Raw genomic sequence first — 15,666 nt, 5'->3', positions numbered from 1 at the left:
GTATTTAGATCTGGAATATTGTCAGTTGTTTTAAGGTTTTACAGCTTTATGTTTCAACGGAAACTGTTTGAGTTTTTTTGTGTTTGATGTGTTGGCTGTTTTGGTTCTAGCCTGTCTCCCCGTTTCAATAGTCGTGTGAGTTGTCAGTATCGACCTTTAATTGGTTGGGTTGGCGTGCGTGCCCGGTTGTTTGATGTTTCGGATTAAATGGAATTTCATGGAGTGTGTTGTTGTGGATTTGCCAGGTTTTTTAGGTTTTTCCTCGGTCAACGAGTTTGATGCAATAAAGTCAGCATTCACCGAGTATTCGACAAGTACCGAATACTCAGCGCTTGAACGCTATTATCAATCTGCCAATGCAACGGCTCCGCTCGCCGAAAAGCAGTTGCCGGCAAAACTTTTTCTGGAAACCTTCGAACTGTTGCTCGGGCGAATGGAGGGACCGGCCTCGCCGGTCATCGAACGGGTACATGCTGGCGTGAAAAGCTTTGTGTCGAGGCTTTCCGAAACAGTTTCCATGCTGTCCGATGTCGCTCTTCCCACGCCGAAAATCATGCATTTCGTCTGGGTGGGAGGCAGTGAAGTCGGCAACATTCAGCGCGACTACATGAATATCTGGCGCGCCGTTCTGGGCCCTGAGGATTATCGTTTCAATCTCTGGTACGACAGCGATGCGTTGCTCGCCTTCGAGATGAACCGTGTCATTCTCGAAAGCGCCCGGGCACATGCGATGGAATCCGGAGGAGATCAAGTCAGCAAGCCTTCGCAACTGGCGCAAATGATTGAAGATCGCGCACGCGTGCTGAAACTCCAGATGTGGGATTACATCAATCAGCCAAATTGGGGCGGGCGCAGGGATGAGGCCCGAATCCGGTTGATGGTCAGCGCTTATGGCAAGGATCGCGCGGTACTGGAGGCGTTTCGCAAGAAATGCCTGGACACGCATCTGGCGATGGCAGGAAAGAACCTGAGTTTGCGTGATGTACGGCACGAGTTTGCCGGGCATTTTCTGCAGGATGTCTATGAGCGGGAAGTCGGCATGCGCGGAAATTTTGCGGCAGCCAGCGATGTCGTCAGGTTACAGGCCGGGTTTCTGGAAGGAGGCCGCTACAGTGACATGGACTATTTGCCACCGCTTGTCGAACGGCTGGGCGGGGTGGACATCAGTGCGTTCAGTGATGAGGCGAAGGTGGGTGTCTTACAGTTACTGCTCAATGAAGATGACACTTTGATGCCTGGCCGGGATCGGCTTCGCTATAAAGACAGAACCGACAGGATTCCTGCGGAACATAAAGACAAGTTGCTTGCATTTGCGAAAGAGAAACCCGGTGTTTTGCGAATTTTCTCTATTCCTCCAGCCAGCCTGGTGCCGCAGGATGCCTTGCGACTGGGCACCGCATTCGGTGCTGTGTCCTCTGGCGAAATGAACGCGCATTTTCTGGTACATCAGCGTAGTGGAATGATCCTGTCCTATATGGAGATGATTCGTGAGAACTATGACTGCCTGTATGAAATAGAACGCCGCCTTTCTGTTGGGAAGATTGCTGCAACGGACGATAGTCGCGTGTTCGATATCATTCTTGAAGTCGCTAATAAAAGGAACGAGGAGGGGCGTTTTTTAAAGTCGGGAAGTTATGACGTAAAAGACCTGGTCAGCGCCATTTTTACTTATTATCAGGACGGAATCCGGATCGGTGCACGTGGAACGATTACGCTGACCGGACCGGGTGCCGCTGCGTTGGGACTGGATGGTTACATAGAGAATAATCTGTTACCCGATCATGCTGTTGATATCCGTAGTCGTCTGAAGTTGATTGAAGGGTATAGCGTCAGCACCGAAGAAGAAATGATCTCCGGCTGGACCGTTAATGACGATCCAGAAGAATGGCTAACGAAAGAACACGGAAAGTGGAAGGAGGGAAAACTCAGGTCACGTTATGGTGCCAACCTGACGGAGTTGCTCAAGGAGCAACGTATGACATTCAAGCAAGGCTGGCCGGTCATTGAGGGCAAGCCGGTGTTCTTGACTGATGTATTGCAAAAGTTGATGAATGATCTGGGCGAACCCTTCATCAGGGCGATGCGTGACAAACTCAGTGGTGAAATCGATGTCGGCAACCGCATCGACCTGGGTTTTGATATTCGACAGCAAATCCTCGCGCAACCTGACAGTGCCATACCTGTTGCCAACGGTGAGCAGTCCGGAGGCAATTTCAATGATTTTCTGACTCGGCTGGCCCATGGATCGTTTGCACTCGATCAAGTGAGTCCTTTGCAGAGGGTTGTCATCGGTGGGTTGTTCTCTGCTTCGCGTGTGGATGCCGAGGGCTTTTCCGATGCCTGGCAAAAGGTACTGGAAGTGGCTCGGGAAACTGCCGATGACGGTTTTTTCAAACGCTACAACACTATTGAAAAGATTCTCCATGAGCGAAAGGCTCCCGCTTTTGAGGCAGGGCTTGGTCAGGGAGGTGCTCCAGTCGGTGAAACGGCCGGCGAATTGAAAGTACGCGCACTGGCCGAGCCACTGACTTTGTATCAGTGGGGGCAGCGCATTGCGCAAATCAACAGTACCGCGCGTCGTGACTATCAGACGAAAATCCTCAAAAGCGCCGCGCAGATCCGAGAACGTTTTTTCAAGAACGGTGCTGTTTCGGCACGGCAGGTTCCCCAGGACCTGCTGAGAATGGGCGTCGATGACCCCGGTCGCCGTTGCTATCCGCTCGCGTTGCTGATGGCCGGGGCGCTTGGTCTCGGGGACAAGGCCGAGCGTGCGTTGATAGGCCGGATTGCCAACGCCAGTCTCACCCCCGAAGACGCTGGATCCCGGCTCATGTTTGCTGCGCTGGATGAGTTGTCAGCTGTCGTCCCGACTGAGTTCGGGCATTCGCAGGGAGTACTTGAGCTGGACACCATTGTCCAGAATCTTGAGGGGGAAACCGGATCAGCCGTGTACCTGCTCGATACCGGCAAACACGCCTTGCTGGTGGCCAGGATTCTGGAGGACGGGAAACCCGCCTATCGCTTTTTCGATCCCAATTTCGCAATTTTCGGTTTCTCCCGGACAGATCAACTCCGGCAGGGCATACAAGGTCACCTCGCCAGTGATGCTCATTTGTCCAGGCTCTATGGCCTGGACGGTGCAGTAGACCTCAGATTCACCGTAACCGGGTTGGACACGAAGGTGATTATCGACAAGGTATTGCCTTCGAAACTGCCAGTGAGCGACTTTCTGAAGAGTGAACAGATCGCCTCCGGTCCCGCGGTTTCCGTATGGGATGCACAGGCATCGGCACGCATGCGCTCGCTTTCGGAAAACGTACGGATGGGAGAAGGCCTGGCGCAACTCGACGCACGCCACCAGGCAGAACAGTTCGAAGACGCGGCCCGGCGTTTGCGCAGTGAAAAAAAGCTGGGGGAGCAATACCTTCCATTGCTTGAAACGGTTCAGGAGTCGTCGAACAAGCACTACACGCTGACCATGGTTGACGGTAACAATCCCAAGGTCTCGATTGACGTCAGCACCGCCGATTCACGCTTCATCAAAATCGCACGACACATCAAACGCCTGGCGAAAGCGGTTGCCGGCCCGGCACAAGGCGCGTCGGAGGCAGACGGCGGCAGCCGCTTGAGTTTTGCGTTCGCGATCCAGGCCATCATTACCGAAATGCGTAATCGGGAATATCAGCGTCAGACGGGGGAGATCCCCGCACTGTCGATCGCCTTGCAGGTCCAGGTGTACGTGAGCTATGCGCAGCTGGGTTTCGGGGTGGTGACCGATACGCTGCAAATGGTCAGTCTCGTGCGACAAGTGGCGGCCAGTGAAAAGGCGCTCGCTGCGGGCCACGCGTCACTGGCCTCGCGGCTGCTGGGGCGCGCGGCGTCGACAGTGGGGCTCGGTTTCTCGGCAGTCAACATCGGCTTCGATATTCATGGCCTGACGGTGGCGACCAACGAGGAGCAACGCTCCCGGCTCGCCACGCAGCTCACATTCAATGTGGCGGCGTTGGGTCTGGATATTGCCGCACTGGCTGTTAGCGGTACGGTGGGGTCGGTAGCCGCTGTGCTGTCAGTGCCTTTGTTGGGCATCGGTATCGGTGCGGCGGCCATTGCCAGCAACCTGGGACAAATCAGTGACAAGGCCAGAGCGGTCGGACGGCACTTGTTTCTGATCAATGAAGCCTACACGGATGCAGGGCACACAATCGAGGAGGGTGTCCTGAGGTTCGAACCCGAAGCGGTCATTACTGAGCTGGATCTGCGACGGGCCAGCGTGGTGTTCGACAGCCAGAAGTTTTTTCCGACTGTTTTCCAGAAGCTGGGACTGCCTTCCTTCGATGCCAGAGACCAGGAACGGCACCGGGCAATCGATATCCGCGAAGCACTGCGCCTCCCTTCAACGCTGAGAATCGACAGGCAGAAACAGGTCGATGCAGTCGTATTGCCCTGCACCCCAATCTGTTACTACGGATATGAGTATCAATTGGGCTCGTCTGGTTTTTCTCCCGACGAGGATGTGTTCGAACGCTTGAAGGCTTATCAGCGGTTTTGGGATTACGGGGACTATTCATTACCGGTTACCCAAGACAGCGGCGGACTGCGCACGTCCTATCCCAATATCATCGATGGCTGGAAGGAGCGTCTGGAGTTCGATGAGCGGGGCGAGCAGCGGTTTCAGTTTTTTTCCACGGCCCCGTTCCCTCATGTCCTCTACAAACTGCATCCGTTCAACAAGCCGACAGTGATCAGCGTCAGCCTGAATCAACATTGCCGTCAATTGGTCGTGCCTCAGTTGCCGGACGAGTGGAAAAACCTGATTTCCTATGAAATCACCGCTCATTCCGGGCAAGTCCAACTGACACTCAGCCCGGGTGTCGTGTCGGTTACCCTCAATCCTCCGCCTCTCGTAGACGGACCGTTTCCTGAGGCGTTTGGACCGCGTGCTAAAGCCGATTGGGTGGTGGCTGCACCTTGGGCCAGTGAGCAGCAGCTCAGGTTCGAGGGCACTGTACTGATCGTCGATGGCATCCGGATCGAAGGCTTTGAAGGTTTTGTACGGCTCAAGGATGGCGAGCTGTTTCAGGTGGATCGAAGCAGGGATAACACGTTGTTGTTGGTTCGTATTGACCTGGAAAGTCATTCGGTCTCGCAAACGAGTGAAAAGGGTGTCGGTGTCGAAATCGGATCGTCAGCGGGGGATATGCGATCTGCAGCCGTTCTGGAGAGGCTCAAGGGGCTGCGTCGCGCGAATCGACTGGCGTCGCCACGCATTCCGGTTTCCGGTTTTGCTGTACCCCTGACCGCATCGAACAAATCTGTCCTGACCACCGGGTACTACGACGCCGTTCTGGATCGCATCCTGCACCCGCGCAATCTGCCGGACGCCGTGAATACAGGCATCGTTCTCGGCGCCGTCATCGGAGAGCATGCGTGGTTCTACCATCCCGATCATCCGACAATCTGGCGCGTCGATGCCATCTCCGGAACGGTCAATCATCGCTATCGCCTGATGAATCCTGTGCAGGGCTCAAAAATCATTGGTTTCGAAGGCACGGTCAGTGGAGAGCTGCGTGTCGTTCAGGAAATCACCGGGTCCGGCAAAACCGGCTATTCGCTGGAGTATCTGATTCGCGGACAAGAGCTGACATTCACTCAGTTCATTGCCAGGGAAAACTCTGATGATCTGCTTCAAAGGACACTGGAGTACTGGAAACAGCCTTTGAGCCAGCTCATGCGACCCGAACCGTATCGTGATGAGTCTGCCGAAATGTCCATGTCGTCGAGTTCCTGGAAAGCTGCACCGTTCATTGGCTTGCGTTGTTTTGACTACAGCGGTTTTGCGTACGCCGGATGGCTTCGGCTGCATGACAGCCGATACGTTCTTCATGATTTCGATGTCACGCAGCGGACGATGCTGATGTGGGATCAGGCGGATAATCAAGACGCGATTATTTATGACCGGAAAGATGGAACGCTCATTCGTGTTGCCCTGAGCCGGACAGATGATTGGGACACGGTTGACGACATTATTGAAAGCCATGTCGTCGAGATGACTTCTACCTCAGGGCGTTACATTGCGACCAAAGAGGATGGGCGTCTGTTCGAGGTCGACAGGGAGGGTGTTCTGCGGTTCATTGGCGTCGGACAGCGCTGGTTCGAATTGAATCCGGACTGGCTCGACGCATTACCTGCGCTGGCTGAATCACACAAGGCCTCGCCGTTTGCGGTCATTGGCCTGGCCCGTACTTCCAGCCCCGGGTTCCTGGCGGTGTGGTGTATCGCCGGGCAGATGCTGCTGGCGGACATCGGTGCAGTCGGGGAGCTGACTTTGCTCGCCATGACGCCGGATGCAAAGGCGGCCTGGGTGTTCGATGGCGTGGCGGGCAAGCTTTATCGCCAGACGCTTGTCGATTTCAAAATGGCGCGGGCAGCGTTTGCCAAAGGTTCGCGACTGTTGAATCCGGAGCACCTGCCGAAGGCGCAGCCCGTCGCGGCTCAGTGGCAGTTTTCAGAGGTCGAAGTCCAGGGTCAAGGGTTGCTGGCGCAAACCCGGGACGGTGTGAATCTGGAACTGTTCGATGGCCAGCCAGCCAGGATTCTTGGCGTGGAGAGTCATTGGTCCGACGTCAATCATTCAAACGACGTCCAGCTGCGCAGTCGTTTGCAAGCGCTGATTTCTGCAATCCCTCACGCCACGTTCATGCCGGTCGGAGAGAAGGATGGGCGTTATCGGTACTATGTTCCCGAGTCCGATCAATTGTTTGACGCTATCAAACCACTCGACGGCGTGTGGCCCGCGTTTCTGGGAATCAAGAGCGGATCGGAACCGTTGATGTACGACTCCGTGGATAACTTGATCTTTACTCCGAAATTTGACCCGGCCCCGTCAGTTTCGCACTGGATGGGCGACTGTCTGACTCAACGGGATCAAGAGGTCATGTGGATTGCATCCGGCAGTGATTTTCCGGGCTCGCGGGCGGTAGTGCCGCAGGGTGTTGAAAAGCTGCTGCTGACGTTTGGCTCATCAGGGCAGTCCTGTCGCTTGACCGACGAGGACTGGCTGCGTCTGGATTGCATCGTGATCGAATGCCAGCAATCCCCGGACATCCAGCTGTCGAGCCTGCCTGTCCTGATGCTCGAACTGTCTGCGAACGAACGACTGATGCTATCGGTGAAGGACGGACAGTTGGTGTTGATCGATCCGGACGACTCTCACTGTCTGATTGTGCGCAGTGTCGATCCCCTGGACGATGAATCGGCCATGCAGATGGAAGTCCTTATCAGTATCGGGAAGGTCGACCACCGGTTTCGAGTCGATCAGTTGATGCGCAAGATCGAAACTGATCAGGTCGACAAAGGCCACGTGGAAATGAAGGCGTTGATCCAAATGAACGGGTGATCCATCCGTTGACTCGATTGTGACCAAAAATGCCGCCGATCAGTGTATCGGCGGCATTTTGTACTTTGGCATCACGGCACCAGATAGCCTTTGACGCCGGTGAAGATGATCTGCGCGGCCAAAGCACAAACAAACAGCCCCATCAGTCGACTGACAATCTGCAAACCCTGATCGCCGAGAATACGCTCGATGCGGTTCGACAGGTACAACACCACTCCCACCGTGAAGCTGGCGAGGGCGATGCTCATGATCGCGATGAGCTTGTCATCCCAGTGCGGCTGACTGACGCCCATCACGAGCAGCGCACCGATGGTGCCAGGGCCGACCGTCAGCGGGATGGTCAACGGGACGATGGTCACGTCCTGCTGCACATTGTCGGCCTGCACCGCCGACTTGCCCTGGGCCATGCCCAGCGCCGAGATGAACAGCACGCTGCCGGCCCCGATGCGGAAGGCATCCACGGTGATGCCGAACACGTCGAAGATCACCCGCCCGAACAGGTACAGCAACACGCTCGATACCAGGGTGGCGATCGCCACTTTCCAGGCCAGGCGCCGTTGTTCCTTGCGCGAATAACCCCGGGTCAGGCTGATGAAGCAGGACAACACGAAGAACGGGCTGTAGAGCACCAGCATCTTCAGGTAAACGCTGAACAACACATGGAGCATGGTTAAAACTCGCGCGGGCGGAAGTTGAACGGAGTCTATCAGGCGGATCTGGCGTCATCACGGCAAGATCCGCCGAGAAGGTGAGCGCTCGCCGAGATCAGGGCGTTCGTGCTGTCGTGCGATTTTGCTGATCACGCTGGGCCACCCAGTGCTCGATCAGCTCGCGCAGTTGCGACAGTTCCACCGGTTTGGCCATGTGTCCGTCCATGCCGGCCTGGCGCGCACGCTCCTTGTGTTCGGCGAGGATGTGTGCGGTCAGCGCGACGATCGGCGTACGGATGCGCTGATTGCCGACTTCCCAGGCCCGCAGTTGCTGGGTGGCGGAGAAGCCATCGAGGATCGGCATTTCGCAATCCATCAACACCAGGTCGTAGCGCTGGGTCTTCATGGCCTGCAAGGCTTCTTCGCCATTGCTGGCGGTGTCCGGTTGCAGGTTGAGTTTGCCGAGCATGCCGCGAATCACTTTGGTGGAAATCGTGTTGTCTTCGGCGACCAGAATGCGGAAATCGCTCGGGACCTTGACGGCCGTGGCCGGGCCGCTCGGTTGTGGCTGGAATACGGCCTGGCCTCGGTTGCGCTGGTTCAGTTCGTCGGCCAGCGTGGTCTTGAGGGTGTAGCCGGCCACCGGTTTGGCCAGGATGCGTTTGATCCCCGAATTGCGCGCGATGATCTTGCTCGGCGCATTGCTGATGCCGGTGAGCATGATCAGCAGGATGTCGTGGTTCAGGCTCGGGTCTTCCTTGATCTTGGCGGCCAGTTGCATGCCGGTCATGCCGGGCATGTTCTGGTCCAGCAGGACCACGTCGAAGTAATCCCGCAGGTGCGCCTTGGTGCGCAGCAGGGCCAGCGCTTCCTTGCCTGACGGTACAGCGCTGACGTTCAGGCCCCAGGCGCTGCACTGCTGCACCAGCACTTTGCGGCAGGTGTCGTTGTCGTCGACCACCAATACCCGCGCACCCTGCAGCGGACTGTCGAGATCGGAGGTCGGATGCTCCAGGCGGTCAGGGTCCAGCGGCAGGGTCAGCCACAGCGTGCTGCCCTGGGTGGCGCCGCTCTTGATGCCGAACTCGCCCTGCATCAGACGAATCAGTTGCCGTGCGATCACCAGCCCGAGATTGCCGCCCAGCCGGTTGGCCGAGAGGAAGTGCTTGCTGTGCAGCTCGGCATGCATCAGCGCGTCGCGTTCTTCCTGGTCCATCGGCTGGCCGCTGTCCTGCACGGCAATGCGCAGCCGCGGTTTGCTGCTGCGCTCATCGAGGGCGACGACCACCAGCACTTCGCCTTCTTCGGTTTTCTTCAGGGCGTTTTCCAGCAGGCTCAGCAGCGTCTGGCGCAGACGCGTCGGGTCACCGCTGATGACCCGTGGCACTTGTGGCTGGATGAAGCTGATCAGTTCGACGTTCTGCTGTTCGGCCTTGGCGCGGTAGATGCTCAGGCAGTCGTCGATCAATGCGTTGAGGTCGAACTGCACGTCGTCCAGCTCGATCTGCCCGGACTCGAGCCGGGAAATGTCGAGGATCTCGTTGATCAGGGTCAGCAGTTCGTTGCCGGCGCTGTGGATGGTCTGCACGTAGTCGCGCTGCTTGACCGACAGCGGTGTGCCGAGCAGCAGTTCGGTCATGCCCAGTACGCCGTTCATCGGCGTGCGGATCTCGTGGCTGATCTTGGCCAGGAATTCGGCCTTGGCATTGATCTCGGCGTTGCTCGCGGCAAGGTCGCGGCTGATGCTGAAACGGCTTTCGGTGATGCTGCGCTGGCGCTCGCCGAGGGCAATGCTCATCAGCAGGCCACTGATGCAGATGAAACCCATCAGGGTCATGATCAGGCCTTGCGGCGCCACCAGGGTCAGCCCCAGCAGTGCCGGGAGGATGATCAGCGTACCGATGTTGAACACCACCATCGCGGCAACGAACAAGCGGGCAGGGCGGTAGCCTTTCTGCCAGTGATAGAACGCCACCAGCAACATGCTCAACCCGGCCAGGGCCACCAGCGCGTAGGTGATGATGTTCAGCGGCAGGGTGTTGACGAACAACAGCAGCAGGCTGCAGATCACGATGAACAGGATGTCGCCCAGCAGCAGCTTGTTCAGCGGATGAGGGCCGAGCGGGGCGAAGAAACGGTAGGCGAACATCAGGCCGGCCGGTGCGGTCAGCAGCAGGGCCAGGTAGGCGCCAGGGGTCTGGATCGCATGCCAGTTCGGCAGCCAGGGGCCGGCCAGGTTGAGCAACAGCAACAGGCTCAGGCTCAGCAGGCCTTCACACACCGCCAGCCACAGGCTGCTGCGCGAACGGGTGTAGGCGTAGCGGATCAGGTTGTGCAGGATCAGCATGGCGAGGCAGCCGAACAGCAAACCGTAGATCAGCGTCTGGTTATGGTTGGCCGCGCCCATCACCGCCGATTGCAGGGTGATGTACGGGCGTAACTGGTGGTCGGAGACCAGTCGCAGATAGACGTCGAGGGACTTGTCACTTTGCGGCAACGGCAACAGGAAGTCGCTGCTGGGCAGCGGCCGTTCGACCTGAGCCTGGGTGGTGCCGGTTTCCCGCTGTTCGATCAGCCGGTCGCCGTCGAGCACGTACAGGTTGAGGTGCGACAGGTCGGGGGCGAAGATGCGCAGCACTTGTTCGTGCTTGCCGGGGGCCAGTCTGAAGCGCAGCCACAACGCGCCGTCGGGTTCGGCCGCGGTGAGGCGGTCAAGCTCGATGGGGCTGAATTGATTGGTGTAGCGGGCGGAGCGGATGTCGCTCAGCTGGAGGTTGCCCTGATCGTCGAGCAATACCGACCAGCCACTGCCTTGCGCGGCCTGGGCCGGGAGCATGCAGAGCAAGGTCAACAGTGTGACGGTGAAACCTATGGCAATCCTGAGCCAGCGCACGGCGAAATCCCTTCGAAGGTTGATGCCAGAATATAACGATGCGCAGCGTCGGAACAGTCCGGCAAGGGCGATGAGCCCCTGCCGGAAACACAGCGTAGCTTATTACTGAGATTCGCCGCGTTCACGGGCAATGGCACGGTAGCCGATGTCGGTGCGGTAGAAGCAGCCTTCCCAGTCGATGGCCTTGGCCAGTTTGTAGGCCTGCTCCTGGGCAGCACCCACGCTGGCGCCCATGGCGGTGGCGCAGAGCACCCGACCACCGGCCGTCACCACGTTGCCGTCCTTGAGCGCGGTGCCGGCGTGGAAGACCTTGCCTTCCAGTGCGGCGGCTGCGTCCAGACCGTTGATCGGCGTGCCCTTGGCGTAGTCGCCCGGGTAACCGCCGGCCGCCAGCACGATGCCGACGCTTGGACGTGGATCCCACTGCGCTTCGACTTTATCCAGTGCCTGGGCCAGGGCCGCTTCAACCAGCAGTACGAGGCTCGACTGCAGGCGCAGCATCACCGGTTGGGTTTCCGGATCGCCGAAACGGCAGTTGAACTCGATGACCTTCGGATTGCCGGCCTTGTCGATCATCAGACCGGCGTACAGGAAACCGGTGTAGACATTGCCTTCGTCAGCCATGCCGCGCACGGTCGGCCAGATCACCAGATCCATCACGCGCTGGTGCACGTCGGCGGTGACCACCGGAGCCGGGGAGTAAGCACCCATGCCGCCGGTGTTCGGGCCGCTGTCGCCGTCGCCGACGCGTTTGTGGTCCTGGCTGGTGGCCATCGGCAGGACGTTCTTGCCGTCGACCATGACGATGAAGCTGGCTTCTTCGCCGTCGAGGAACTCTTCGATCACGACGCGGGAACCGGCGTCGCCGAAGGCGTTGCCGGCGAGCATGTCGCGCACGGCGTCTTCGGCTTCGGCCAGGGTCATGGCGACGATCACGCCTTTGCCGGCGGCCAGGCCGTCGGCCTTGATCACGATCGGCGCGCCTTTTTCACGCAGATAAGCCAGGGCCGGCTCGATCTCGGTGAAGTTCTGGTAGTCGGCAGTCGGGATCTTGTGGCGGGCCAGGAAGTCCTTGGTGAAGGCTTTAGAGCCTTCCAGCTGCGCAGCACCGGCGGTCGGACCGAAGCAGTCCAGGCCACGGGAGCGGAACAGGTCGACGACGCCGGCAACCAGCGGTACTTCCGGGCCGACGATGGTCAGGGAGACGTTCTTCTCGGCGAAGTCAGCCAGTTGCTCGAGGGCCAGCACGTCGATGGCGACGTTTTCGCACTTGGCTTCAATCGCGGTACCGGCGTTGCCCGGGGCGACGAAAACCTTCTGCACGCGCGGATCCTGAGCCACTTTCCAGGCCAGGGCGTGTTCGCGGCCACCGCTGCCAATGATCAAAACATTCATTTCAAAAACCTCGGATGACGCTAATTCTGTTTTAGAACCTGAAGCGCTTCACGCTCCAGGAGGTCGCAATGAAGTCGGTAGATGCAAGGCGGAGTCGACCTCGGTGAGCGGAGTTGCCTTTTGGCAATGAGCATCATCGAGGTCGGCTCCAACGCAGCAGATGCCGGCTTCAGTGCGGCCGTTGTCTGATTAGTGGCGGAAATGACGCATTCCGGTGAACACCATGGCGATGCCCGCTTCATCAGCAGCAGCAATCACCTCGGCATCACGCATCGAACCACCCGGCTGGATAACCGCAGTGATACCGACCTTGGCCGCATTGTCCAGACCGTCGCGGAACGGGAAGAACGCGTCCGAAGCCATCACCGAACCAGCCACTTGCAGACCGGCGTGCTCAGCCTTGATCGCGGCGATACGCGCCGAGTTCACGCGGCTCATCTGGCCGGCGCCGACACCGATGGTCTGACGGTTCTTGGCGTAGACGATGGCGTTGGATTTGACGAACTTGGCCACTTTCCAGGCGAAGATCAGGTCGTGGATTTCCTGTTCGGTCGGTGCGCGCTTGGTCACCACTTTCAGGTCGTCGGCGCCGATCATGCCGATGTCGCGGCTCTGGACCAGCAGGCCGCCGTTGACGCGCTTGTAGTCCCAGGCCGGAACGCGATCCGCCGACCACTCGCCGCAGGCCAACAGGCGCACATTGGCCTTGGCAGCAACGATGGCACGGGCTTCTTCGCTGACGCTCGGGGCGATGATCACTTCAACGAACTGACGCTCGACGATCGCCTTGGCGGTCTCGGCATCCAGTTCACGGTTGAAGGCGATGATGCCGCCGAACGCCGATTCGGTGTCGGTGGCGTAGGCCAGTTCGTAGGCCTGACGGATGCCGCCTTCAGCGTCCGGGCTTACGGCCACGCCGCACGGGTTGGCGTGCTTGACGATCACGCACGCCGGTTTGACGAAGCTCTTCACGCACTCCAGCGCGGCGTCGGTGTCGGCCACGTTGTTGTACGACAGTTCTTTGCCTTGCAGCTGGGTGGCAGTGGCGATGCCGACTTCGGCAGGCTTGGCTTCAACGTAGAACGCCGCGCTCTGGTGCGGGTTCTCGCCGTAGCGCATTTCCTGGGCCTTGATGAACTGGCTGTTGAAGGTGCGCGGGAATTCGCTGCGACCTTCAGTGCTGAGGGTGCCAGCAGCCTGGTTCACGGTGCCCATGTAGTTGGCGATCATGCCGTCGTAGGCAGCGGTGTGTTCGAACGCCTTGAGCATCAGGTCGAAACGCTGAGCGTAGGTCAGGCCGCCGGCCTTGAGGTTTTCCAGGACGTTGGCGTAATCGCTGGCATTCACCACGATGGCCACGTCTTTGTGGTTTTTCGCCGCCGAACGGACCATGGTCGGGCCGCCGATGTCGATGTTCTCGATGGCGGTCGGCAGGTCGCAGCCTGGCTTGCTGATGGTGGCTTCGAACGGGTACAGGTTGACGGCTACCAGATCGATCGGCTTGATGCCGTGCTCGTTCATGATGGCGTCATCGGTACCGCGACGACCGAGGATCCCGCCGTGGATTTTCGGGTGCAGGGTTTTCACCCGACCGTCCATCATTTCTGCGAAACCGGTGTAATCCGCGACTTCCACTGCGGCCACGCCGTTGTCCTGCAGCAGTTTGAAGGTCCCGCCGGTGGAAAGGATTTCCACGCCCAGGGCTTCCAGCTCCCTGGCGAATTCGAGGATCCCGGTCTTGTCGGAAACACTGATCAAGGCGCGGCGGATCGGCAGGCGGGTAGTCTGGTCGGTCATCTCAATTTCCATCAAAAGCAAGGGAAGTCAGCAAAAAAGGCGACCGGTTTTACGCGGGCGCCTTTCTGGTTGGATTGAATGCTTACAGCAGATCGTACTGCTTGAGTTTCTTGCGCAGCGTGCCTCGGTTGAGTCCGAGCAGCTCGCTGGCCTTGGTCTGGTTGCCCTTGACGTAGTTCATCACGCTTTCGAGCAGGGGAGCCTCGACTTCGGAGAGCACCAGGTTGTACACGTCCGTGACGGCTGCGCCCTCAAGGTGGGCGAAATAATTGTGCAGCGCCTTCTCGACACTCCCGCGAAGGGTCTGGCCTTCTTCGCTCGGGGTATTGAGGTGCTGTTTCAAATTCACGTTGTCGCTCACGGGTGTTGTTCCACTCACTAAAGTCTCGGTCATCATCGTCATGCGGCCACCCCTTCTCCGTCCCCTGTCAGGCTCTTGTAACGTTCGGCGAAGAACTCCCGAACGTTGGCGCATTGTGTTTCCGTACCATCCAAACGATTGAAACGGGCGCGAAACTCCTTGGCGCCCGGCAAGGTTGCGAGATACCAGCCCACATGCTTTCGGGCAATGCGTACGCCCATCACGTCCCCATAAAAGGCGTGGAGGGCAGCCAGATGCTCAAGCAGAATGCGTTCCACCTCGGACAGCTCCGGCGCCGGCAGTTTTTCACCGGTACGCAGGAAGTGTTCGATCTCACGAAAAATCCACGGCCGCCCCTGGGCAGCCCGGCCGATCAACAGGCCATCGGCACCGGTCGCGTCGAGCACGTAGCGGGCCTTTTCCGGCGATACGATGTCGCCGTTGGCAAAGACCGGAATCGACACCGCCTGCTTGATCGCGGCAATGGTGTCGTACTCGGCCTCGCCGGTGTACAGGTCGGCGCGGGTGCGGCCATGCACCGCCAGCGCCGTGATCCCGGCCTGCTCGGCGATCTTCGCCACCGTCAGGCCGTTCTTGTTGTCGCGATCCCATCCGGTGCGGATCTTCAGGGTTACCGGCACATCAACCGCAGCCACCACGGCATGCAGGATCTCGGTAACCAGTGCCTCATCCTTCAACAACGCGGAGCCGGCGGCCTTGTTGCAGACCTTTTTCGCCGGGCAACCCATGTTGATATCAATAATCTGTGCGCCCAGTTCGACGTTGGCCCGTGCCGCATCCGCCAGCATCTGCGCATCGCCACCGGCGATCTGCACCGAGCGTGGCTCGGGATCGCCTTCGTGGATCATGCGCATGCGCGACTTGCGGGTGTTCCACAGGCTCATGTCGCTGGTGACCATTTCCGAGACTACAAGCCCTGCGCCCAAACGCTTGCACAACTGACGAAAGGGCTGGTCGGTGACACCCGCCATGGGGGCGAGGATCAAGCCGTTCTGCAATGTATATGGGCCGATGCGTACCGCCGACATAGGACTTCCCTGAAGTGGGGCCGGATCATGAGAGTTCGAAAAAGGGTTGGCATGATACCCGCTCTCGATGACTGGATAAAGGCTGAATTGAACAAAATCTGAACAGTCATTTCGTTATTGCCTGC

General features: G+C 58.6%; 7 protein-coding genes. 1 reads left to right on the top strand and 6 read right to left on the bottom strand.

All coding sequences use genetic code 11. From position 1 onward, the window contains the following. Positions 1 to 232: 232 nt before the first annotated feature. Positions 233 to 7,396, top strand: coding sequence for a TcdA/TcdB pore-forming domain-containing protein (locus OQ248_RS07395; protein ID WP_265812457.1), 7,164 nt, complete (start codon positions 233 to 235; stop codon positions 7,394 to 7,396). 71 nt (positions 7,397 to 7,467) lie between these two features. On the opposite strand, the gene OQ248_RS07390 is transcribed toward OQ248_RS07395, so the two are convergent. The 6 genes from OQ248_RS07390 to dusB form a co-directional block, all read right to left on the bottom strand. Then, a complete protein-coding gene (locus OQ248_RS07390; protein ID WP_085732729.1) occupies positions 7,468 to 8,064 on the bottom strand; it encodes a MarC family protein in 597 nt (198 codons plus the stop codon). 97 nt (positions 8,065 to 8,161) lie between these two features. Then, positions 8,162 to 10,939 carry a hybrid sensor histidine kinase/response regulator gene (locus tag OQ248_RS07385; RefSeq protein WP_265812456.1) on the bottom strand — a complete coding sequence of 926 codons (2,778 nt, stop codon included), beginning with the start codon at positions 10,937 to 10,939 and terminating at the stop codon, positions 8,162 to 8,164. A 102-nt stretch (positions 10,940 to 11,041) separates the two neighbouring features. Next, positions 11,042 to 12,334: a phosphoribosylamine--glycine ligase gene (gene purD, locus OQ248_RS07380; protein ID WP_265812455.1), complete on the bottom strand. Its 1,293-nt coding sequence runs from the start codon at positions 12,332 to 12,334 to the stop codon at positions 11,042 to 11,044. 189 nt (positions 12,335 to 12,523) lie between these two features. Then, positions 12,524 to 14,131: a bifunctional phosphoribosylaminoimidazolecarboxamide formyltransferase/IMP cyclohydrolase gene (purH, locus tag OQ248_RS07375; RefSeq protein ID WP_265812454.1), complete on the bottom strand. Its 1,608-nt coding sequence runs from the start codon at positions 14,129 to 14,131 to the stop codon at positions 12,524 to 12,526. 82 nt (positions 14,132 to 14,213) lie between these two features. Continuing rightward, on the bottom strand, positions 14,214 to 14,534 hold the full coding sequence (gene fis / locus OQ248_RS07370; RefSeq protein WP_003186237.1) for a DNA-binding transcriptional regulator Fis: 321 nt from the start codon (positions 14,532 to 14,534) through the stop codon (positions 14,214 to 14,216). Further along, positions 14,531 to 15,541: a tRNA dihydrouridine synthase DusB gene (gene dusB, locus OQ248_RS07365; protein WP_085711228.1), complete on the bottom strand. Its 1,011-nt coding sequence runs from the start codon at positions 15,539 to 15,541 to the stop codon at positions 14,531 to 14,533. The genes fis and dusB overlap by 4 nt, the downstream gene beginning before the upstream one ends. Positions 15,542 to 15,666 lie beyond the last annotated feature (125 nt).

The organism is Pseudomonas sp. COW5 (genome assembly GCF_026240005.1).
GTDB lineage: Bacteria > Pseudomonadota > Gammaproteobacteria > Pseudomonadales > Pseudomonadaceae > Aquipseudomonas > Aquipseudomonas kribbensis.
This window is presented reverse-complemented; position numbering and strand designations above follow the sequence as displayed.